The organism is Lujinxingia vulgaris, from assembly GCF_007997015.1.
GTDB classification, from domain to species: domain Bacteria; phylum Myxococcota_A; class Bradymonadia; order Bradymonadales; family Bradymonadaceae; genus Lujinxingia; species Lujinxingia vulgaris.
Genome location: NZ_VOSM01000004.1, coordinates 478,471 through 500,892, shown reverse-complemented (window position 1 = coordinate 500,892; position 22,422 = coordinate 478,471). Strand labels below are relative to the sequence as shown.

Below are 22,422 nucleotides of genomic sequence, written 5' to 3'. Positions count from 1 at the left end.
GCGAGGCTACAGGTCGTCAGCCTCAATGGGCTCGGGGGTGAGGGGGCGATGAGGCGCATGAATGCTGGAGTTGGTCCGTGTCTCGGACGGACAGCAACATGGACATGGGGGTGGGGAAAGAGCGTTGAACGCGTCTTTGGAACGCTTCATTATGCGGGCGATCGGCCCCAAACTCTGAACATCTTTAACGCGAGGTAGAGCATGACGCGCGAGCGTATTTCTTTTTTCGATATCCCCGAGGCGTTGCCTCAAGAGGAGGAGTTTTTCGAGACTCTGGCCGCTGGCGAGGGGGTGCGCGTGGAGCGCATCATCTCGCACGGGCACACCACACCGGAGGGGCAGTGGTACGACCAGGAGCTCGATGAGTGGGTGTTGCTCACGCGTGGCGAGGCGACGCTCGAGTGGGAGGACGGCACGCAGACCCGTCTGGTGGCGGGGAGCGCGGTGTTCATCGCCGCGCATCAGCGGCATCGGGTGGTGGCGACGAGCAGCGATCCGCCCTGTGTGTGGTTGGCGGTGCACGGGAAAATGTCGCCGTCCTGAGCGGTGCGTTTTGCGGGGGCGATGCGGAAGGGGGAGGCGCCGAAAGGTCGCATAGATAAAGGGCGATGTCCGTGTCTCGGAGGGACATGAAGGGGCGGTTTTGAGGCCAAAAACACGACGACCACCGGTCCCGAGGGGAGCGGTGGTCGTTGAGGTTGTACCTGGCCTGATGTGCGATCGCTTATTCGGGCGGATCGACGAGCACCTCATAGTAGCGGCAGGAGACCGTCACGCGTCCGTTGGTGCTCTCGCAGGAGGTGATCTGCGAGGGGGCGTCGGGATCGTTGCAGGGGTCGAAGTCGGCTTCCGCGCTGAACTCCGCGACTGTCGCGCAGTCGCAGGAGGGGGTGTCGCCACACGAGGACGGAGCCGGCGCACACTTATAGAGTTCGCTGTTGGACGCGTTGTGCAAAATGCAGACTTCGCCTTCGGCGCATTCGCCCTCGTACCATCCGTCAACGCCGCCGCAAAGGTAGGGGGTGGGCTCGTTGTCCTGGTTGTCCTGGTCATTTGACGTGTTCGGCTCGTCGTCCGAGCCGCAGGAGAAGAGGCCGACCAAAAGCACGAAGAGCAGGCTTTTTACTTTGATGTTCATGTTCAACTCATCCGGAAAAAGGAATCTGGGATACATCCACTCATTGTTTTGGGTTGCGATGACCCACTCCTAGACAGTTGAGGCGTCGCGTGTCAATGCCTGCGGGATCGTCCGCGTAGGAGGTTGCCCAGACGGGCGGGCCGGGAGAGTGGACGTGGCAAAAGACCGCATGAATGCTGGATGATGTCCGTGTCTCGGACGGACAGCGCGTCGCACGGAGGTCATAAAAAACCGCCCCCGACACGAGGGTCGGGGGCGGTTTTTTGTGGCGTGGATGGGGGCGTTGAAGTGATGTTCAGTTCGCGGAGAAGGCCACGATCACCGGTACGGTCTTCTCGCACGTGCCGTCTGTGAAGGTCGCCGAGGCAAGGACTTCTTCGCCACGGTCGAGGGCGGTGGCGTGGTCGAGGGAGTAGCCGTAGGCGAAGCTGGTCTGGGAGACGCCGGCGAGCACGGGGTGGTCGGTGGCGTTGAGGGAGACCTGCCACTGGCCGCCTTCATCGCGGTCGGTGTACTGCTCGCAGGTGTAGGCGCCCTTCGACTCGTGCTCCAGGTGCAGGAGGTTGGTCATGGGGAAGGACTGGAAGCGCGAGTAGGTCATGTCGTCGCCCGAGAGGATGACGCCGCCGCCGTCGCCGGCGAACTTCAGCAGGGAGAGCAGCGTGTTCTTGCGGCTCAGGGGCTGGTCGGGGTTGGAGAACCAGACGACGTCGTAATCTTTAAGGATGCCGTTGCTCAGGCCGCCGTTGGGCTCGTTGATGAAGGTCACGTCGAAGCCACCTTCTTCGAGGAGCTCGGTGATGAAGAGGGGATCGTCGGCGTAATGCTCGTTGTGGGCACGGTCGCGTACCACGAGCACACGCGGTGAGAAGACGGGGGTGGCCCAGGAGACGGCGTTGCGGGCGATGCGCGCGGCGGTGGCGCGCTCGATCGAGGGGTGGGAGAGCTTGAGCAGGATGCCCACCGAGCGGCCCGCCGGTGCGGCGTGCGGGCAGGGGATGTGCACCTCGCGGACTTCGCCATCTTCATAAAAGCTGTCGCTTGCGCCGTTGCCGCCGTAGAAGACGCGCGCCCAGGCCACGCCGCAGCCCTTGCGGGAGGTCTGCGCGCAGACGCGGTGGGTCGCATAGGGGTACTCCGCGATCGCGCCCAACGAGATGTTCAGCGCGCCCTCGCCGAAGCTCTCCAGGTGGGTACCGCCGGTGGCCTGCGCAAGTTGAGTGAGTTTCTCGTGGTCAGGCTCAAGGCCCAGGCCCACGGTGTAGACCGGGGTTCTAATGCCGTCGATGTTCAGGTCGAAGAGCTCATTGAGGGTGGTGTCGATGCCGTCGCTCTCGGGCGTGGCGAGCTCTTCGTCGGAGGAGTTGTTGTCGCGACCGTCGGTGAAGGCCACCACGGCGAAGGGGCGGCGGGCCTGGCAGAAATCGTCGAGATCCTCGTGGGCCTCGGCTGCGGCAGTGCCCAGGGCGCGGCCCAATACCTCATTGCCCATGCGGATGCCGTCGTAGAGCGAGGTCCAGCCGTTTTCGACAAAGAGCTGGTCGATGGCCGCGTCGATGATGGCCTGGTCGTCGGTCAGCTCGGTGAGCACGCGCGAGTGGGTGGAGACGCGGACGATGCCGACCCGACCGCCGGCGGCAAGCACCTGCGCCGCAAAGCTCCGGGCGGATTCTTCAGTGCGCTGGAGCACCGACTCCTGGGAGCCGGAGTTGTCGACGACCAGCACAACATCGGCCGCGCCGGTCTGACCGCAGGCGGCGATGGTCGAGGTGTCGACGGCTTCAAAGCCGGAATCCGGCCCCTCAAAGGAGAGCTCAATGGCGACCTCGGGGTCGCTCTCGGAGCAGCCCACCGGTTGGCCGTCGGGCCCGGTCGTCACAAAATCCAGACCGACGTAGGTCTCGCCATCTTCCGATGACTCACCACCCTGGTTCTGGCCATTGCCGTTGCCCTGGCCATTGCCGTTGTTGCCCCCGCGCACGCGTTGCAGCAGCACGCCGGGCTCGGCTTCGACGAAGTTGGGATCTTCAAAAAAGTTGCATGCCGGAAGGCTCAGCGCCGCAGCCGCCAGAAAAAGCAGCGGGCGCACGTGGCGCGCTCGGGTCGTGTGCGAGTACGGCATAAGACAGCTCACAGCGATATACAGCAGGTTGTAGGTAAGAGAATGATCTCAACCTGAGTGTTACACGCTGTAACGCAAAGTTCAACCTTTGCCTCAACCTTCACCCTTAAGGGGCGTCAGGGGAGGGGGGCGAGCTGAGGAGGGTGTTCAGCGTGCTCGCCAGGGGGGTGATGTCGTTTTGGAGGGCGTCGCGAAGATCGTCGCTGAACTCCAGGTGCACAAAACGCCCGGGGGCGTGCAGGTTGGCAAATCGGCCGAGCACGTTGCCGGTGGCGCCCAGTGCGGTGGTGTCGCGGGGGAAGAGCGCGACGCCGGCCGGCGGGTTCCAGTCGCGGTTCATCTCGTCGACCACCGCCCGGGTCCAGGGGTGGGGCTCGTCGCTGCCGTCACTGACGATGATGTCGTAGGCGCGCGGGCCGCGATCGGCGGCGCGAAAGCCGTGGAGCTGCACGATGCGAAGCTGCGGGGAGTGGGTGAGCGCGGCGGTGCTCATATGATGAAAGACGCTCGCGCTGTTGTGGCAGATGTCGGATGGCGAGTCGTCGGTCTCCCGGAAGTCGGCGGTGGCGTGGTAGCGATGCAGGCTGTTCATATAAAAAGCCCGCACGTTGAGCGCCTCAAAGAGCGCCAGGCCGATGAGGTCGGTACTGCGATCGTGGTAGGAGTGAGGCGATTGGATCACAACCTCCTGCACGTCGTCGCCGGCGCGAAAGAGGTAGACGCCGCTGCCACGCCAGGTCGGACCGGCTTCAAAGAGGGAGTAAAAGGTGTGATCGCCATGCGGGTAGGGTTGCAGGCGCAGCCCGGCCTCAAGCAGGCGAGTACTGAGCGCGTCGAGGTCGGGGGAGTCATCGTCGAGGGCGCGGAGCAGCTGCGGGATCGCCTCCTGAAGGGCCAGACGCTCGGCCAGGGTGGGGGCCTGGTAGTGGCCGGCTTCGCCCTGGGGTGCGCGGGCATCTTCCAGTACCAGTCCGGCTCGAAGTTGGGTGGGGGGGCCCTGCGCGTTGCTGCGCTGCACCGAGGTGCTCTGGCAGCTGCTGGCCAGCGCGACGAGAAGCGCGATGGTGGCGATAAAAACAAGACGCGTCATGCGAGAGGTCCCCGGAGGTTTGAGGCGAAGGTCGAGCCGGTGGGTCGAGCGGTAGAGTAGCGGTGGTGGGGAGGTGTGTGCAACTCACCCGGGGGAGGGGGGCAGCCCTCCAGGACGACGCCTGCGGCGTCGTTTCGGATTCGCAGTAGCGTTGCTACGGCTTCGTCCTCACTCCTTGCCGGACGCCGCCCTGGAGGGCTGCTTGAGGATTGGGAGTGAGGGCGGAGGACCGCATAAATCAAGGGTGATGTCCGTGTCTCGGTCGGACCGTGATGGCTGTGCTAAGCTGGCTTAAGTACGATACATTATGATGGTGAGAGACGTGAGGCAGACGTGATGAGGGGTTGTGAATGGGCGTGATCTATCTGCTGCTCTATATCTTCGGGGCGGTCGTTGTCTGGGTGGGCTCCAATCGACTGCTTCGAGACCTGCTCGACGGGGAGTCGCTTGTCGACGCGTTGCAACTCGGCGGGTTCGGGGCGCTGATGATCGTGCTGGCGGCCGTGCTGCACGCCGTGGTGCTGCGCCGGCGAGGAGACGCCGGGGTGCTCGATGCGATGGAGGTGCCGGGGAGGCGGTGGTTTGCGGTGGCCGCGGTGGCGTGGCTTGTCCCGACGCTGGTCGCCTGGGTGCAGTTTGAGCTCTTCGTCGACCCGATCCGGATGTTTCCGGTGATCACGGTGGCGGGGGCGTCGGCGCTGGTGGTGGGAGGTGTCTCGCGCCTTTTAAGGGCGCATATGCTGCGCTGGCCGCTGACGATCGCGGCCGTGGCGCTGGTGGGGCTTCCGGTGGGGCTTTTGAGCGTGTCGTTGCCCCTGGCGCATTTTAACTACCACTTGAGCGCGGTGCAGGTCTGGACCTTTGATGAGCCTCATGGCGGCCTCAAAGACGTGGTCTTTGAGGCGGATGATGCGACTTATGTGGGAGAGCTCTCACCGAGGATTGGCGAAGAGACGGGGAGTCTTCTCAACGCGCTGGCGAACGCCAAAACGATCGATGTTGGCGAGGAGATCGCCGCCGGCCGCATGCGCCGGCTTGAGGACGGCACGCTGGTGCGGGTGGGTGAGGATGGCGAAGACATCCCGGTGGAGCGCTGGGAGAGTTTCAGCGCGGATATGGATGCGGCGCTGCAGGCCGACCGCGCCGAAGCTGCGCTCGAAGACGCAAAGCGGCGGGCCGACTGGGAGGTGGAGATCGAGGCGCGACGCACGGGCGGTCGACTCTTTCGCTAAGATCGGCGGAAGACCGCATAAATCAAGGGTGATGTCCGTGTCTCGGACGGTGGGGTGCAGCCCCCCAGAACGACGCCAGCGGCGTCGCAGCGTCCTCGCAGTAGCGCTGCTACGGCTTATCGTCCTCACTCCTTGCTGGACGCCGCAGCAGCCCCCCAGAACGACGCCAGCGGCGTCGCAGCGTCCTCGCAGTAGCGCTGCTACGGCTTCGTCCTCGCTCCTTGCTGGACGCCGCCCTGGAGGGCTGCTTGTGAGTTGGGAGGGTTGGGGAAAAAATGCGGTTCGGCCACATACATAAAAGGTGATGTCCGTGTCTCGGACGGACATAAGTCGTCAAAATTACTGGCCCAGGGCGATGCCAAAGCTCATGCCCAGATGAAACTCCCAGGAGGGGCGGATGCCGGCGTCGACGCGCTCATCGAGGGTCAGGGCGTAGAACTGGGTGCGCAGGCGGCGGCGCTCGGCGCTGGCGTAGAACCAGCGGTTGACGCCGGCCGGAATCGCCAGCGAGGCGCCGAAGGTGCGGTTGAAGCGGGTGAGGTTAAGATCTCCTCCCCAGGCCTGCAGGATGACCGGGTAGGTGGGGTTGTGGCGAAGCTCCAGCTGGAGGACGGCGGGCATGGCGGCGCCGGCGGTGAAGATGTGGCCGGTGCGGTCGCCGGAGCGCTGGAGTTTCAGGCCTACGAAGGTGCCCAGGGAGGGGCCGCGGTAGCCGTACATGCCGGTGTAGGAGAAGCGGTAGCCGTAGGCCAGGCCGCGCTCTTCGCGGCGGCTTTCGCCGACTTCGTCGAGCACTGTCTGGCTCTCGGAGGTGCGGGCGCCGATGGAGAAGAGCAGGTCGAGTTGATCCTGGTAGATCCAGCCCAGGTAGCGGTCCAGAAAGCCGTTGGCCATGTTCGCGCGGTAGCCAAAATGCACGAGGGTGCCCTGGCGGGGGGCCTGGGTGGGGAAGCCGTCGTGGTTGACGACCCGGCCGGTGAAGAGCACCTGGAAAGGGGCCGCGCCGTGAATGGCGATGGAGGCGGGGTGGTCAAGGGGGATGCGCCCGTAGTCGAAGATCGGCGCGGTGATGGTGGGGGCGTAGGGGGTGGGGTGGAAGTCTTCGGCGCCGCCGATCAGAGCGGCCAGGGTGAGCTCGTTGGCGCCGGAGAGCTCGCTGAGCCAGGCGCGGCCAGCGGCGGTGAGCGGCTCGGTGGCGTTGTGGAGCGAGAGGGCGATGGCGAGGTCGAGTTTTTCCTCTGCCGAGAGGCGGGCGAAGTTGGCCTGCTGGCGGGGGATCAGCACGTTGGAGGCGTAGTGGGTGCGCAGCTGCGTGGGAAGTTCGGCGAGGATGCGGGTGGTGAGCTCGGCGCGGGTTACCTCGATGGTCGGGGCATCGATCACGGCACCTGTGGGCACCACTGCGGAGGGCAGCGTGGTGGTGAAGGCCACCGGCACAGTGGTGGTCTGGCCGCGCTCGTCGGTGATGGTGGCCTGGCCCTGGAGCGCCATCGTGCGCAGCGCGCGGTAGCCCGGGGTGCGAACTTCGCGCCAGAGCTCGACGCGGCGCGTGACGTCTTCCATCTGGCAGCGCTGGCGAGTCTCGTTGCGGGTAGTGGAGCCGCCGCCGACGTAGCTGCAGTCCCGAAAGCAGGTCTGCTGGGTGCGGCCGGTCTGGTAGCAACGCTGCGCTCCGCTGCAGACGCGGCGCGAGGGCTGCTGCACGGTGACCGGCACGGTGTAGGAGCGGCAGACCCGCTCGTTGACGGTGCGCATCTCGTAGTAGGGCTCGCGGCTGACAATGGTCTCGTCGACGCGGGAGGTGGAGGTGTTGCATTGGGCGATGTCGAGGGCGACGCGTAGCGGGGAGCTGGCGGCGGGCTCGGTGAGGCCGGCCTGCAGCTCGTCGCGCAGGGCCGTGCAGAAGGCGTTTTGTTGGCTCTGCTCACCGGCAAGCTCGACGTTGAGTGCGGTCAGGGGAAGGGCGAAGAAGCCCGTGCCGAAGCGGGTGCGCAGCGCGGCGTCGTCGGCGATGGTGCCTTCGTCGGGGGCGTAGAGTCTGGCGAGGTTCTGATAGAAGGCGCGGCTGAGCTCGGTGGTGCTGGCTTCGAGGGCCTGGAGGGCTTCCTGATGAAGCTCGGCGCGGAGCAGGGTGTAGCGTCGCCAGAACTCATAGATGCCCGGGAGGAGCTCGGCGGTGGGGCGCGCCAGAACCAGGGCGTCGTCGCGCTGGCCGGCCTCGATCATCGGGGCAAGCTCGGCGTCCCAGTAGGTCAGGGCCTCTTCGTTGAGGGCGGTGTCGACCTGCTGTCGGCCTTTGGGAGACTGGCAGTTGGCGAAACGCTCGCGCAGTGCGACCAGCGTATCGCGGCGTTCTTCCCAGGTGGGGAGGGCGCGGGCGTCGGTAATCGCCGGCGTGACGAGTTTGTCGAGGGCGTCGCAGCGGCGTTGTGCGGCGCGCTCAAACTCGGCCGGGTAGTAGGTCGTCTCGAGTGCTCGGTCGTAGCTTTGCAGAGCTGCGTCGTAACGACCTTCATCCATGGCGTCTTCGGCGGCGCGGTAGGCGTCGCTGGTGGCGCAGGCGTTGAGCGCGAACGTGGCGAGGAGCAGCGCGAGCGCGGCGCGCAGAGAGGAGGCGTTCATTGCTGGCCCTCGATCACGACGGGGTTGGGCGTGGAGGCGTCGAGGAGGACCTCGAAGACGGGGCGCGTGCTGCCGGCGATGTGGAAGCGCCAGGCGTGTCCCTCGAAGGTGGGTTGATCGTGGCGCTGGCCGGGGGCGACCATGCCGTAAGGGCGCAGGGTGCATTGGACGTCAACCCAGAAGATGTCGAGGTCGACGGAGGTGGAGTTTTCAAAACTCACGGTGCGTGCAGGGCCGTTGCCAGGTAGCGAACAGAGGCTGGCTTCGATGGCCGGCGGAAGATCGCTGTCCTCGGCGTAAGGGTCTTCGGTGGGGTCGTAAAGACCGCGCGACTCCATCTCCAAAAGGTAGTCGTCGAAGTCGCGCGCTTCGTCGTCGATGCAGTGGACGAGCAGGCTGGAGAGGAGCAGGAGCGCCAGTAGATGTAAGCGAGCTGGCGAGTGGGCCCGGAAGGGGCGCGGGAAGGATACAAACACTGCCATCAATCGGTACTCCGGAAGGAACTGCCACCAAAACGCACTCGCCGGCGTGCCGGCAGGGGACTGGATGTGATTAAGCGCCTGTAACTTTAGTTTAAGTGGCGGTGATCGGCAAAGCTAAACGGGGTGGCGGCTGTTTGGGAGAACGGACTGACCTTTGGAAGAGCGATCCGAGCTTTGGGAGAGGGTTGGTGTCGATGCAAAAAACGCCCGACGTGAGGTCGGGCGTTTCGGGGCGTTTCTGGATGTGACGAAGTGCGGATCGGCCGCATAAAAACTTGAGGATGTCCGTGTCTCGGACGGACAGATTTCAAAGATCAACTCATGCGCACCAGGACTTTTGCGGGTTGGCGCAGCAGATCTTTGAGGTAGATCTCCATCGGGATGAGCTCGCGGCGCTTGCCGGTGTGGGTGAGGCCTGTGACCCACTGGCAGATGGAGCGGTCGCGGTTGGTGTGGGCCCAGGTTGTTTCGCCTTTGCGTTCGGCACCATAGACGTGGCGGGTGCGCATGGTGCCGGTGGCGAGGATCTCGTGTTCGAGCTGGGCGCCGGGGTGGGCGATGGCGAAGCAGAGGAGATCGCGCAGGGTGGCCGGTTGGATGTCGGCGTCGTCGATATGCTCGAAGAGCGCGTCGTCGATGGCGTCGAGGGGGTGGGTGTAGTCGAGGAGGGCCAGTTTGAGGGTGTCGCCGGCCGGGGTGGGAGCGTCGATGGCGTCGGCGTCGACGGCCTCGCTGATGAAGAAGTGCACGCGGCCGAAGTCGGCCTTTTCGATGAGTCTGGCGAGGGTGTGCTGCGCGTGTGAGGGCACTTCAAACGAAGATCCGAGCGGGCCGATCTGAGGCGATGCCTGAGTCATAATGCGCTCCATAGCGAGCTGGGTAGGTTTTTTGAAGAATTGCCCCGACGATATGCCACGCGGGGGGATGGGCTGTCAAAACCCGCCCTTAGGGCAAAACAACAATGAGGGGCGGTCAGGTGGCGAGGTATTGGCCGTCGTCGGTGCGGGTGGCGAGCTGCTGTTCGCTGAGGTGGATCAGGTGGGCGAGCAGGCTGCGGGCGGCCAGAGGCCAGATGGCGCGGTGGATGTCGGGGTAGACGGTGGCGATGAGGTCTTCGGGGGAAGCCGGGTTTTGATGGGCGCGCAGGGCGTCGAGGACGGCGGCTTCGCGAAGCAGTCGGTGGTCGATGTAATGCGACAGAAGCCGGGCCGGGGCGGCGATGGGGGCGCCGTGGGCGGGAAAGAGCACGCGGGGTTGCATGGCGAGCAGGGTGTGCAGGCTCTGCAGGTAGTCGCCCATATGGCCTTCGGGCGGGTCGATGATGATGGTGCCGCGGGAGGCTACAAGATCGCCGGCGAAGACGCTGCGGGAAGGGGCGTGGTAAAGCGCGAGATGCCCCGGCGCATGGCCGGGAGTGTGCAGGACTTCGAGCGGGCCGAAGTCATCGAGCACGATGGTCTGACCGTGGGTCAGCGCGCGGGTTTGCAAATCGGGGAGGAGCGGGGCGCTCAAGGGGTGGGCAAAGATGGGGAGCTTGAAGCGGGCGGCCAGAGGGCCGGCGCCGCCGATGTGGTCCGGGTGGTGGTGGGTGAGGATCACGGACCGGGGAGTATCGCCGGCGTTGATGCGACGCTCGATCTCGGCGCTTAAGATGGAAAGGTCGGCCGGGTCGTCGGGGCCGGGGTCGACGATCACAAAGGAGGAGCGGCCGATGAGGTAGGCGTTGGTGTGGGTGGCCGGGGGAAGAGTTGCGGTGCGCAGCGGCAGCATCGTGACGCCGCCGAGATACTCAATGGCGTCGTCGACGGGTTTCGGTTCGAGGCCAGTTTCGGGGACGAACGCGACTTCGGCAGCGTCGAGCAAACGCAGAAGATCGACGATCGGGGTGGTGGCGAGCGCCTGGCCATCCTCCCAGAGCGTGAGGGCTGCCTGTGGGGTCATCCAGGCGCCTTCGTCATGCTCGTCGGGGTCGAGGTGGGCGCTTAAATCATCGAGGGCGCGGGCTTCTTCGTCGCTTACGTGCAGGGTGAAGAAGGCGGTGTCGGCCGGGGGCATCCAGCTCGGAGTGCGGCGGCTGAAGTGGTAGCGCAGCCGGTGGGTGGCCAGTGGTGAGGGCAGAGGTTGAGGCAGGGTGCGGGCTTCAGGCGGAGCGCCGGAGGTGGGGGCGATCAGGCCGCTCTCACAGAAGAGTGCGCCGCATTCTTCAAAGCACTCTCGGAGCGCGGTGGCGCGCAGCACGTCTTCGTCCCGCGACATTTGAGTCAGAGACGGGTCTGTGGGTGGGCCGTCTTCTCGGCGCTGCGTTTCGAGCGCGGAGGCCAGGGCGGTGGGAAGGTCGCGGTCGCCCGGCTCCTGGCCGCCGGCGAAGAACGCAAAACATCCGCCAAGAAACGAACGATCCGCCCGGCGGCGCGCCCAGAAGATTTCCGGGCGGCCGCGATCGGAGCGGATCAGGGTGAGTGAGGCGGTCTGGATGGGTTGGGGAGGTCGCGTCATAGCTCCAGACCGCCTCGCTCAGGCAAGGCGCATCAGCATTTAAGAGTCGAAGGACTGCGCAAAGGGGTTACCCTTTTGCGAGAGACCCATCTGCATGGCGGGCTCGCGCAGGCAGTGCTCCATCATCATGGAGGCGCCGTAGCCGCCGGCGTTGAGCATCGCCAGGATGTCGCCTTCTTCGATCAGCGGCATGGGGCGGTCGGCGGCGAAGACGTCGATGACCTCGTTGATATTGCCCACGATGGTCACGTTTTTCTCCGGGCCGAAGTCGGCGCGGGTGGTGTGCACGAACTCCTGGTAGAGCCCGTAGTGGCTGGCGCCGGTGTGCACGTTAAAGCCGGTGTTCACGCCTACGAACTCAGTGCCGCCCTTCTCCTCGACCATCACAACTTCGGAGAGAAGCACGCCGGAGTCTTTGACGATGTAGTCGCCGGGCTCCACGCAGACCTTGATGCCCAGGCCCAGCTGGCGCACGCGCTCGACGATGCCCTCGGCGTAGAGGTTGACGTCGACCGAGCCATCGCCGGCGGTCAGGGGCACACCCAGACCGCCACCGAAGTTCAGGTACTCGAGCGGGCCGTGGGTGTCGATGACATCACGCGCGATGGCGGTGAGGCGATCGACGGCCTGGAAGTACTGGGTGATGGCCGAGCCGGTCCAGCCGCAGCCCACGTGCATATGCAGGCCCTGCAGGCGCAGGCCGCGCTTGCGAATCAGCTCCAGGGCCTCGGGCAGACGGTCCAGGTAGATGCCGAACTTGGTGGCGCGCTGACCGGCGTAGGTCAGGTTATCGTTGATGCCCACGCCGACCTGCGGGTTGATGCGCAGGCCGATGGCGCGGCCGGGGTCCACGTCGGCGACCTTGTTGATGACGCTCAACGAGTCGCAGTTGAGCATGATCGGCAGCCCTTTAAGCTGCTCAAGATCGCGGTGGCTGACGCTTACATTGGTGAAAGTGATTTTCTCAGCGGGGAAACCCATCTCCAACGCATACAAGACCTCGCGCGGGCTGGCGGCGTCGATCCCGGCGACGCCGGTGGCGCGCAGAGTCTCGACGATCGGTCTAAAGCGGTTGGCTTTGACCGCGAAGAACACCTGAAAAGGATGTCCATGGCGGGCAAAGGCGTTGTGCAGCCTCATATAATTCGCCTCGACCCGATCAAGGTCATAGGCGAAGAGCGGCCGGTCGACGTGCCTTAAGAGCTGCTCGGCGTCGTGGCCGGCGATCTGGAGGCGATGGGTTTCGGGGCGAAGGCCGTCGCGGACCCACCAGTTCTGGTGGGCGGGGTCGAGGGCAGCCGGTCGGATCTGAGGAAATCTTTTCACTGCATGTGATCTCCAGCGAATGTTGACGGAAACCCGGCTCAAAGTCCGGGAGAGACATCGGCGCGACGCGGGCAAATTTTAGGGGGGGAAGGGCCCGCTGCTGCCGGCGCCGACAAGGGGGCAGATAGTTAAGGCAAAACGTCAAAAAAATCAAGGCTACGCAAGGTTTTCGCGGCCCTTTTATTGCCGCGATCCTCGCCGCATCAGCGGGGGGCGCCGGGGGGGAGGGTGGGGATGGGTGTGGAGGGGGGTGTGGCGAGCTCCTGCATGGCGAGCGCGGCGGCTCCGCGAGGGCCGGATTCGGGGCCTCCGAGGGGTTGCAAAATCTGAAGTTCGCGGCGAGCGACATCGAGCACCAGAGGCAGGGTTTTGTCGACGACGAGTCGGCGCAGGTTGGGGCAGTGGTCGAGCACGCCGCCGCCCAGGATGAGGGCTGCCGGGTTGAGCAGGGTGCAGGCGTTGGCCAGGCTCAATGCCAGCAGGTCGCTTGTCTGCTCCCAGAGCTCGCTCAGGGCCGGGTGTTTTTCGGCGATGGGGTCGACCGCTGAGAGGCGCAACACCTCACCTCCCAGCTCCGGGTGGGCCTTCTGGAGTGTGGGATGGGCGTTGAGCACCTCAGAGACCCTCGCTTCGAGGTGGCGGCCGCCGGCGTAGGCTTCCAGGCAGCCGCGCTGGCCGCAGCCACAGACCCGGCCCTCGGGCACCACCTTGACGTGGCCGATCTCGGCGGCGTTATTACCCTGGCCGCGAATGAGCTGACCGCCGGCGATGATCGCCCCGCCCACACCCGTGCCCACGTAGACGCCCAGCACATCGCCCAGGTCGCGGGCCACGCCCTGATGCCACTCGTCGTACACCAGGGCGTTGAGGTCGTTGAAGACATAGACCGGTGGCGTCACCCCCAGCTCCCACTCCACCGCTTCCTCAAAGATCCGGGCAAAGGCGACATCGAGCCACCCCAGGTTCGGCGCGTTTTTCACGGTGCGCCCATCGCGCGAGAGCTGCCCGGCCAGGCCCATGCCGATGACCTGAATATGCTCGGGTTTGAGATGCGCGTTGAGGCAGGCCCCCTTGAGAAGATCACAGAGCGTCTGGCAGATCTCCTCGGGGTCGCAGCGCTCACGCACCCGGGCGCGGGCTTCGCTGATGGGGTGAAGGGCGTCGTTGAAGACCTGCAGGCGCGCGTTGGTGCCGCCCAGGTCGATGCCCACGCATAAGATGGGGTCCAAGCTCACCTCGCATACCGATGTTGGAGTTAGGAGTTCAAAGTTGTATGGTCGCGCCGACCGGAGTCAACCCGAGCGCGGCGTTGTCGCGATCGCCCGTTCTGGCGAAACGCTGGCATGAAGGCGTCGGCTTGCCGGATCGTGGCGAGTTGTGTGTGGTGAATGCATTGTGGATCGTGGCCCCCCGATAGAGCGGTGTGGCCAGACATGTTGAGGTAGATATGAAGTTTGCTCCCCTGGCCCTTGTGGCCGCGCTCTCGGGCCTGGCCATTGCGGCTGTGCCCGCCCAGGCTGAGGCTTTTGACCTGCAGATCGCCGTCGGCGCTAAAGGCGGCGTCAACATGGTGGCCGGCCAGGGCATGCCGGACGACTCGCGGATGACAAGCGAGCAGGGCAACCAGGTCTACTTTCCCAAACCCGAGTATTTTGGCCACTTCGGCGTCGGCCCCAAGGGGGGCTTGAGCCTGGAGGTGCGCGCGCTGGGCTGGGTGGGACTGGAGACGGGCTTTTATTATTCGGTCGATCAGGCCAGCGGCTATGTCGATAAGAATGACGCGCTCAGCGGACGCACCATCGCGCGCATTCACAGCGACCAGGTCTCCAACGCCTACCACGTGCCGCTCATGCTGAAGTTCCGCGTGCCCTCGGCCACCGTCAGCCCGGTCTTCGGGCTGGGCGCAGAGTTCATCTTCCAGACCGAGAGCACGCTGGAGTACCGCGAGGAGCAGCGCGCCGGCTCGATGGGCGGCTACGCCAACCAGCTCAACGATCGCAACCAGATCTCGCCATCGAACTACACCCTGCTTACCTTGAGCGCGGGCATGGAGATCAGCGTGGGGCCGGTGCGCATTCCGGTGGAGCTGCGCATGGGCTATAACCTGGGCTTTGATCAGGCGATGAGCGAGCGCGCGACCTACGATGAGTCCACCGGTGAGATCACCTACGATGGCAAGTACCAGGGCCATGTGGGCGTCTTCACCGGGGTGCTTTACGAGTTTGATTTGCTGCTGTAATTCTTCGGCGACACAACGCCCTGGAAGGAAGATTGATGGGTTTTATTCGCGCCTTAAAACGCGCCCTTTTTAAAGGAGCATCCATGAGCCAGTTGAAGAGCTTTTCGGAAGTCCCCGCCGATTACGTCGGCGGTGAAGGTGAGCTGCACGCGATCATTCACACCAACCACGGTGTGATCGACATCAAACTCTTTGAAGATCGCGCGCCGAAGACGGTCGCCAACTTCGTGGGCCTGGCCACCGGTCAGCGCGCCTACACCGATCTGAACACCTTTGAAGAGACCAAAGGCAACTACTACGACGGCGTGATCTTCCACCGCGTGATCCCGGGCTTCATGATCCAGGGCGGCGATCCGCTGGGACAGGGCACGGGCGGGCCGGGCTACAAGTTCGCCGATGAGTTCCACCCGGAGCTCAAGCACACCAGGGCGGGCATGCTCTCGATGGCCAACGCCGGGCCGAACACCAACGGCAGCCAGTTCTTCATCACGCTTGGGCCGACGCCTCACCTCGACAACCGTCACGCGGTCTTTGGCGAAGTTGTCGCCGGGATGGATGTGGTGGAGACGATCGGTAACCTTCCGCGTGACCGTCGCGACCGTCCCCACGAAGAGGCCGTGATGCAGAAGGTGGAGATCAAGCGCGTATGAAAACGTACCGAGCTTCAGCCAGAAGGCGCCTGGGGGGCGCGAGCCTTACGGGCGTTGCGGCGCTCTGTGTGCTGACGGCCCTGTGCGTGCCGCAGGCGGCTGAGGCGCTGGAGCTCGGTGGGTTGGATGAGCTTGAGGTGGGCGCGCGCGCCGGCGCGAGTTTCGGGTGGCTGTATCGCCCCGAAGATCCGGTGGGCGCGCCCACGCTGCTTTATGGCACGGCGTTTCGGGGGGGAGGTTTTGTGGTGGGCCCCACCACCCGCGCCACCCTCTGGCGGGGAGCAGGCGCCCGGCTCGCTGCTCGCCTCGACCTCCTTTACGGGTATCAGAGTGGTAAGGGCTTTGCCGAAGATGTGGAGCAGGGCGGTCGCATCGACGCGGTGTTGCGGGCCCACAGCCTGCGCGTGCCCGTGATGGTGGAGCTCTCCAACGCCTGGGATGCCGGGGGATTGAGCCTTGCAGCCGGCCCGGAGCTTGTGCTCGGTGTGGCCAGCAGCGCGACCATCGATCAGGACGGCCGGCAGAGCGAGATGCAGACCCGTGCGCCATCCTATGTGGGGGCGGCCATGGCGCTGGGGTACACCGTCGATCGCGGCACTTTGAAGATTCCGGTGGAGCTCAACGCCACCTGGAACCCCTTTGTGGCCGAGTCGACCTTTGAGCGTTTTGAGGGCTACCAGAGCTTTGAGCAGCCCGGGCGCTACACCGCGGCGTTCAACTGGCAGCTGATGCTCAGCGTCGGGGCGCGCTGGTCGCTCGAATAACTTTCCTTTTCTGAAAATTCACGCAGCTTGTGGGGACTTCGTTTTGGCTGGCCCGAGAGCATCGGGCCGCGGATGCCTTCGTGTACGGATGAGTGGATTATGGCCAGACAGACCTCCCTGCGTGACCCGAGCCTTTTTCTAAACCGCGAGTTGAACTGGCTGGCGTTTAATGAGCGCGTATTTGCGCTGGCCGAAGATGAGCGGGTGCCGCTTTTGGAGCGCCTGAAGTTTCTGTGCATCTCCAGCACCAACCTCGATGAGTTTTTCGAGATTCGGGTGGCGCGGCTCAAGCATGAGATTCAGGTCGATACCGAGATCGTGGGGCCCGATGGGATGCGACCGCGTCAGGTGTTGACGCAGATCGGTCAGCGCTGTTCGGCCTTTGTGGAGGCGCAGTACCGCCTGCTCAACGAGGTGCTCATTCCGGGGTTGGAGCAGGAGGGCGTGCGTTTTCTAAAACGCACAAGCTGGAGCGCGCGGCAGCGGGCGTGGGTGGAGCGCTACTTTCAGGACGAGGTCTTGCCGGTGCTCAGCCCGATGGGCATCGATCCGAGCCACCCCTTTCCGCGGGTGGTCAATAAGAGCCTCAACTTTGTGGTGTCGCTGGAGGGCAAAGATGCGTTCGGGCGCCAGAGTCGCATGGCGGTGGTGCCCGCGCCGCGCAGTCTTCCGCGCTTGATTCAGGTGCCGCGCGAGGTCAGCGGCGGGGCGCATGATTATGTGTTTCTGTCGTCGGTGATTCACGCCCACGTCGACGAGCTCTTTGCCGGCATGACGGTGACCGGCTGCTACCAGTTTCGCATCACCCGCAACAGCGAGCTTTATGTCGATGAGGAGGAGGTCGAAGACCTGATGATCGCGGTCGAAGACGAACTCTACGCGCGTAATTACGGGGAGGCGGTGCGCCTGGAAGTCGCGGATAACTGCCCGATGGAGGTCGCGCGATTTTTGCTGGAGCAAACCGATCTCACGGAGGCGGATCTTTATCAGGTGAACGGGCCGGTGAACCTCAACCGCCTGATGATGATCCCCGCCGACCTGGAGCGGGCCGACCTGAAGTATCCGGGTTTTATGCCCGCGCCGCCGCCGGTGGCGATGCGTCAGGGCGATATTTTTGAGGCGATTGGCCAGAAGACGGTGCTGCTGCATCACCCCTACCAGTCTTTTTTTCCGGTGCTGGAGTTCATCCGCCAGGCCGCGGCCGACCCCAACGTGCTGGCGATCAAACAGACCCTGTATCGCTCCGACCCGGAGTCGCCCATCCCTCAGGCGCTGGCCGAGGCGGCGCGCGCCGGCAAGGAGGTCACGGCGGTGGTGGAGCTGCGCGCACGTTTTGACGAGGCGTTCAACATCGCGATCGCCAACCGCCTGCAGGACGCCGGCGCGCACGTGCTCTACGGGGTGATGGGCCACAAGACCCACGCCAAGATGGCGCTGGTGGTGCGGCGAGAGGCGGGGGGCTTGAAGCGGTATGTGCACCTGTCGACGGGCAATTATAACCCGCGCACCGCCCGACTTTATACGGATTTTGGCCTGATGACGGCCGATGAGGCCATCACCGCCGATGCGCATCGCGTCTTTCAGCAGCTCACCGGGCTGGGCAAGGCGCTGAAGCTCAAAAAGCTCGTGCAGGCGCCTTTTCATCTGCACAAACGCCTGCTGCGCCTGATTCGCAACGAGATCAAGCAGGTGGAAGCGGGCGGCGAGGGATTGATTCGCGCGAAGATGAACCAGCTCACCGAGCCGCGGCTTATTCGCGAACTCTACAAAGCCTCACAGGCCGGGGTGAAGGTGGAGCTTGTGGTGCGCGGCATCTGCTGTCTGCGGCCGGGGGTTCCCGGGGTGAGCGAAAACATCCGGGTGCGCTCCATCCTGGGGCGCTTTCTGGAGCACTCGCGGGTCTACTACTTCCACAATGCCGGTGAGCCGAAGGTGTATCTGGCCAGCGCGGACTGGATGCAGCGCAACATGTTCCGGCGCATTGAGGTGGCCTTCCCCATCGAAGATGAGGCGCAGCGCGCGCGCGTCATCGAGGAGGGCCTGGACGTGCATTTTCGCGACAACCTCAATGCCTGGGAGCTGCAGGCCGATGGAAGCTACAGGCGGGTGGAGGCTGGTGAGGAGGAGAAGATCGTGGTCTCGCAGCAGAGCCTGTTGAAGAGTTTGACGGAAGCGTGAGGCGGGTGCCGCACCACTCCCCTTCAAGGAGCGGTGCGGCGATTGTGAGAACTTTCAGGGGGTGGTCGGCGGGGTTGCCTGCCCGTGGTTGTTGCGGCCCCAGCAGGCCACGTCGCCATCGGTGGTGAGGGCGCAGCCGTGGTTGGTGCCCATCGCCACCGAGGTATAAAGACCGGAGGGGGGGCTTGCCTGGTTCTCGTCGTCGTTGCCCCAGCAGGTCAGGGTGTTGTTGGTGCGCAGCGCGCAGGAGACGTCCTCGCCAAGCGCGACGTCCAGGAAGGTGCCTGAGGGGGGCACGGCGGCGTTGTTGACGTTGCCGCCCCAGCAGCTGAGCGTGCCGTCGGTGGCGATGGCGCAGAAGTGGCGGAAGCCGCCGGCGATCTTCGTAAAGGTGCCGGCCGGCGGGGTGGTGGCGCCGTTGATGGTGTTGCCCCAGCAGTCGATGGTGCCGTCGGTGGCGATGGCGCAGACCGCGCTGCTGACCTGGGCGATGGCGCTGTAGGTGCCGGTCGGGCGATTGCTGACCTCTCCGTTGGAGTCGTTGCCCCAGCACACGACCTCATTGGCGGCGTTGAGGCCGCAGCCGGTCCATCCGGAGAGGGAGATGGAGGTCACGGGCTGGCTCGGAGCTGCGTCGAACTGGGCGGTGCGGCCCCAGCAGGTCACGTCGCCGGTGGAGGTGACGCCGCAGCTTCGGAAGCTGGTGGTCGCCAGCGCGATGAATGTCTCGCCAGCGGGGACGTCGGTCTGGCCGTCGTCGTTACGACCCCAGCAGCGAGCGACGCCGCCCGGGCGAAGCGCACAGGTCTGGGAGGATCCGGCGGTCAGTGATTCAAATTCAAGCGCACACGTGGTTGGCCCGGGCTGGCACCCGGCGAAACAGCTCAATTCGCCGCGGTCATAGCCCCGGGCCTGGCAGCTGTCGTCGCCGAAGTCGTCGCCGTCGCAGGGCTCGGGGCCGTTGCGCACCAGGTCGCCGCAGCGCGCGGCGTTGGCGGAGCAGTCGCTCAGACAACCTCCGTAGCTTTCGTCATTGACGCCGTCGTCGCAGAGCTCGTTGCCGTTGATTTCACCGTCGCCGCAGAAGGCGGCCGGTCCGGAGCAGTCGCTCAGGCAACTTCCGTAGCTGCCATCGTTGACGCCGTCGTCGCAGACTTCGTCGCCATTGACCTCGCCATCGCCGCAGAGGCCGGAGCAGTCGGAGGTGTCGAGTACGCAGCTTGGGAGGCAGGCGAGCTGGCCTTCGTAGAAGCCCTGGGACTGGCAGGTTTCGCCGCGCAGCTCGAAGCCCTCGCATTGTTCATTGCTGGCGAGCTCTCCGTCGCCGCAGCCCACGGCCACGCCTTCGCAGGCGGTGGCGTCGAGGCGGCAGGAGTCGGTGCAGCCGAGGGTGCCGCCCTCAAAGCCCAGCGTCTCACAGGAGGCGCCGCCGAGCTCGGTGCCGTCGCATTGCTCGGAGCCGCTGACCTCGCCATCGCCGCAGCGGACGGCGGGATCCGCGTCGACGTCATCGGCGTCAGTGAGGCCGCCGTCGTCGCCCGCATCCACGGTACCGCCCGTATCGGCCGGGCCTCTGCGGCGGTTCTGGGTGTCATCACCGCAGGCGATAAGGCTCGCGCTGAGCGCGACGGTGAGGAGTGCGATGAGGGTGGGGCGAGTGCGAAACATCATCTTATACCCGGGGAGAAAAGTGCTGAAGCGTGTGGTGAGTAGAGCCGTCGAAATGCCCATAGATGCGCGGGGGCGTCAACCTTCGGGGGCGGCAGGTTCAATGAGGCGCACGCTCTGGCCCTCGCGCAGCCTGCCGACCAGCCCGGTGGCGACTTCTGCGACCCAGACGGTGTCCTGAAAGACGAAGACGACGTAGTCGCAGGAGCGGGTGTAGGAGGCGCCGTTGATGGTGGAGGCGTAGTCATGGAAGCCGCGCTCGCGGCCCTCAATGGTCACCAGGGGCTCGCGGGTGCCGTCGGCGGTCAGGCGCCAGATGCCCTCATCATCAGTCTCCAGGCGCTCGCCGGTGGCCTCGCAGATGTCGCGGCTTAAGCGAGGGCGACGCACCCCCTGGGCGGGGATGGAGGCGATGGGCTCGCGGGTGTTGGTGGCCGGATCGATGCGGAAGTTCCCCTCGTGGCCGGAGCCGTAGAGGGTGGTGCCGTCCTCGCTCCAGTAAAGCTGAAAGAGCCAGGCGTTGGAGGTGGCCGGCAGCACGTTCACATCAAGGGTGGTCGGATCGATGAGGTAGATGGCGTCGTCGTCGACCTGCCGATCTTGAGGGAGGTCGAAGTCGGCGTGGCGGGTGGCGGCCACAAGCGTGCCCTCGGGGTGGATGGCCACCGCCGAGGTGCGCCCGTCGAGCTCGGGGATGCGCTCAGGCTCGGCGCCCGGCGCGTCGAGGAGGTAGAGGTTGGTCTGGGAGTCGCCCAGCGCCCAGAGGCCGGCGTCGTCGGTGACGTCCTGGAAGCTGTAGCCCTCGCCATAGATGGACACCTCGTCGGTGCCGTTGACGCGAATCTGATCGAGGCCTGTGCGGTGGTGGACGTAGATGAGGTCGTCGTCCGTCACAAAGCTCAGGTCGTCGGCGATGAGGTTGGTCATCTCCCCAGGCGAGCTCGGGGGGCAGCCGGCGAGCACCGCGCTGAGCGTGAGGAGCAGGAGGGCCAGGGGGGCATTGTGCGAAGAGGACATCTCGTAGCGACTCAAGGTGGGTTGGCGGGTTGAAAGCGTGAGAGAATCCGGCCGTGTTCTCTAGCGAGGTGGCGCGCGAGATTCAAAAAAGGGGAGGTTCAGCTCAGTCAGTCAGCGGCAGGTCGACCTCGTCATCCAAGGGCGTCTCCAGCTCCAGCTCCGGTGAAGGGCTGGCCTCGCCAGTGACGGTTTCCGGGGGGGCGAAGACGATGCCGGCGGCCAGCGCCAGCAGGAGCACCACCCAGAGGATGATCGCATAGATCCTGGGGCGTTTGGCCTTTTCCGCATCGTACCAGGTCATCGGGCGGATGCCCTGAATCTGGAAGGTGATGATGCCGGCGAGGTTGATCGCCACGAGGTTGATGAGCGTGAGCATGCCTGCGCCGTAGGCGCCGGCCCAGTTGGCGGTGCCCAGCAAAAGGCCGGTGGCTACCAGAGGGGGCAGAAGGGCGACGGCCACCATCACGCCGATCAGGGCGGTGGAGACGCCGCGGGTGACCGAGAGCACGCCGGCGGCCCCGGCGGCCAGCGCCAGCACCACATCGGCCAGGCCGGCGCGGGTGCGCGAGGCGATCTCGCCGACCGTGATGTCGACCGGCAACAAGAAGCCGCCGATCATCGCGAGCACAAGCCCGAGCATGAGCCCCAGGAAGTTGACCAGGAGGGAGCGTCGAATCAGCTTCCAGTCAGCCAGCGTCGCGCCCAGCGCCAGTGCGATGTTGGGGCCGATCAAGGGGGCGATGACCATCGCGCCGATGACCACCGCGGTGCTGTCTCGCAACATGCCGCCGGCGGCCACGATGGTGGAGAGGGCGACCAGGGCGTAGTGCACGCTGGTCACGCTGATGGAGTCGGTCACATCCTGGTAGACCTCTTCGCGGCTGATGCGGGCGGCCGCCCCATTGTCGTCCTCCTCGCTCTCATCGTCCCCATTCTGCAGGGCGCCAAGTTCCTCGATCTCCGTCTCGCCCTCCTCTTCGCCCTGGCGGGGAAGCGTGGCGAGCACCTCCAACACCACAATGCGGTGGCCCTCAATGCTGCCGACCTTCTTATGAAGCCACTCCAGAAGCGCGTCGGAGTCGCCGGTCTCCAGCACGATCGAGGTCAGGGTGGAGTCGTCGTCCAGCGTGAGATCGTGGCGGGAGAGGGCGCTGGGAGCGTCTTCGAGATCACCGAGGGGCTCGTGCTCGGGGGGCAGGTAGATGTCGACCTGGCGAAGGGCCATGGGGAGCTCGGGAGGTGGGGGGGGGCGTGGTGGCGTGGTGGCGTGGTGGCGTGGTGGCGTATTGAAGGGGGGAGGGTCGCACAGGGGGGAGGGGGTTGGGAAGTCGCGGTAGTGCGTGTGGTTGTGTGGTTGTGTGGTTGTGTGGTTGAGGGGCGTGGGAGGTTCGCGGGGGT

Annotated in this window: 18 protein-coding genes; 6 read left to right on the top strand and 12 right to left on the bottom strand. The window is 65.2% G+C overall.

Going from position 1 to position 22,422, the window contains the following annotated elements:
• Positions 1–201 precede the first annotated feature (201 nt).
• Positions 202–543: a cupin domain-containing protein gene (locus FRC98_RS11265; RefSeq protein WP_146981509.1), complete on the top strand. Its 342-nt coding sequence runs from the start codon at positions 202–204 to the stop codon at positions 541–543.
• A gap of 181 nt (positions 544–724) precedes the next feature.
• On the opposite strand, the gene FRC98_RS11260 is transcribed toward FRC98_RS11265, so the two are convergent.
• From FRC98_RS11260 to FRC98_RS11250, 3 genes are all read right to left on the bottom strand, one after another.
• Positions 725–1,138 carry a hypothetical protein gene (locus FRC98_RS11260; RefSeq protein WP_146981508.1) on the bottom strand — a complete coding sequence of 138 codons (414 nt, stop codon included), beginning with the start codon at positions 1,136–1,138 and terminating at the stop codon, positions 725–727.
• Positions 1,139–1,433: 295 nt separating this feature from the next.
• The gene (locus FRC98_RS11255) at positions 1,434–3,260 is read right to left on the bottom strand and encodes a vWA domain-containing protein (protein ID WP_146981507.1); all 1,827 of its coding nucleotides are present in this window, start codon (positions 3,258–3,260) and stop codon (positions 1,434–1,436) included.
• Between the two features lie 106 nt (positions 3,261–3,366).
• Positions 3,367–4,350 (bottom strand): hypothetical protein, encoded by a 984-nt coding sequence (locus FRC98_RS11250; protein WP_146981506.1) that lies wholly within the window; start codon positions 4,348–4,350, stop codon positions 3,367–3,369.
• Between the two features lie 350 nt (positions 4,351–4,700).
• On the opposite strand from FRC98_RS11250, the gene FRC98_RS11245 reads away from it, so the two are divergent.
• On the top strand, positions 4,701–5,582 hold the full coding sequence (locus tag FRC98_RS11245; protein ID WP_146981505.1) for a hypothetical protein: 882 nt from the start codon (positions 4,701–4,703) through the stop codon (positions 5,580–5,582).
• A gap of 339 nt (positions 5,583–5,921) precedes the next feature.
• Here the strand turns inward: FRC98_RS11245 and FRC98_RS11240 are convergent, their stop codons facing one another.
• The 6 genes from FRC98_RS11240 to FRC98_RS11215 form a co-directional block, all read right to left on the bottom strand.
• Positions 5,922–8,204, bottom strand: a complete 2,283-nt coding sequence (locus tag FRC98_RS11240) for a tetratricopeptide repeat protein (RefSeq protein WP_146981504.1) — start codon at positions 8,202–8,204, stop codon at positions 5,922–5,924.
• A complete protein-coding gene (locus tag FRC98_RS11235; protein ID WP_146981503.1) occupies positions 8,201–8,686 on the bottom strand; it encodes a VHL beta domain-containing protein in 486 nt (161 codons plus the stop codon). The genes FRC98_RS11240 and FRC98_RS11235 overlap by 4 nt, the downstream gene beginning before the upstream one ends.
• Positions 8,687–9,000: 314 nt before the next feature.
• Positions 9,001–9,543 (bottom strand): hypothetical protein, encoded by a 543-nt coding sequence (locus FRC98_RS11230; protein WP_146981502.1) that lies wholly within the window; start codon positions 9,541–9,543, stop codon positions 9,001–9,003.
• A 115-nt stretch (positions 9,544–9,658) separates the two neighbouring features.
• Positions 9,659–11,182: an MBL fold metallo-hydrolase gene (locus tag FRC98_RS11225; protein ID WP_146981501.1), complete on the bottom strand. Its 1,524-nt coding sequence runs from the start codon at positions 11,180–11,182 to the stop codon at positions 9,659–9,661.
• Positions 11,183–11,221: 39 nt separating this feature from the next.
• Positions 11,222–12,508 (bottom strand): diaminopimelate decarboxylase, encoded by a 1,287-nt coding sequence (locus tag FRC98_RS11220; protein ID WP_146981500.1) that lies wholly within the window; start codon positions 12,506–12,508, stop codon positions 11,222–11,224.
• A gap of 203 nt (positions 12,509–12,711) precedes the next feature.
• The gene (locus FRC98_RS11215; protein ID WP_146981499.1) at positions 12,712–13,743 is read right to left on the bottom strand and encodes an ROK family protein; all 1,032 of its coding nucleotides are present in this window, start codon (positions 13,741–13,743) and stop codon (positions 12,712–12,714) included.
• 212 nt (positions 13,744–13,955) lie between these two features.
• Here FRC98_RS11215 and FRC98_RS11210 point away from each other — a divergent pair, with 212 nt between their 5' ends.
• From FRC98_RS11210 to ppk1, 4 genes are all read left to right on the top strand, one after another.
• Positions 13,956–14,747: a hypothetical protein gene (locus FRC98_RS11210; protein ID WP_146981498.1), complete on the top strand. Its 792-nt coding sequence runs from the start codon at positions 13,956–13,958 to the stop codon at positions 14,745–14,747.
• A gap of 83 nt (positions 14,748–14,830) precedes the next feature.
• Positions 14,831–15,397: a peptidylprolyl isomerase gene (locus FRC98_RS11205; protein WP_146981497.1), complete on the top strand. Its 567-nt coding sequence runs from the start codon at positions 14,831–14,833 to the stop codon at positions 15,395–15,397.
• 68 nt (positions 15,398–15,465) lie between these two features.
• A complete protein-coding gene (locus tag FRC98_RS11200) occupies positions 15,466–16,161 on the top strand; it encodes a hypothetical protein (RefSeq protein ID WP_146981496.1) in 696 nt (231 codons plus the stop codon).
• 99 nt (positions 16,162–16,260) lie between these two features.
• Positions 16,261–18,339, top strand: a complete 2,079-nt coding sequence (gene ppk1 / locus FRC98_RS11195; protein ID WP_146981495.1) for a polyphosphate kinase 1 — start codon at positions 16,261–16,263, stop codon at positions 18,337–18,339.
• Positions 18,340–18,393: 54 nt separating this feature from the next.
• Here ppk1 and FRC98_RS11190 read toward each other — a convergent pair whose 3' ends face one another.
• From FRC98_RS11190 to FRC98_RS11180, 3 genes are all read right to left on the bottom strand, one after another.
• Positions 18,394–20,010: an RCC1 domain-containing protein gene (locus FRC98_RS11190; RefSeq protein ID WP_146981494.1), complete on the bottom strand. Its 1,617-nt coding sequence runs from the start codon at positions 20,008–20,010 to the stop codon at positions 18,394–18,396.
• 75 nt (positions 20,011–20,085) lie between these two features.
• Entirely contained in the window at positions 20,086–21,024 is a 939-nt protein-coding gene (locus tag FRC98_RS11185; protein WP_146981493.1) for a TolB family protein, read from the bottom strand.
• A gap of 103 nt (positions 21,025–21,127) precedes the next feature.
• Positions 21,128–22,249, bottom strand: coding sequence for a TIGR00341 family protein (locus FRC98_RS11180; RefSeq protein WP_230467510.1), 1,122 nt, complete (start codon positions 22,247–22,249; stop codon positions 21,128–21,130).
• Positions 22,250–22,422: the final 173 nt, after the last annotated feature.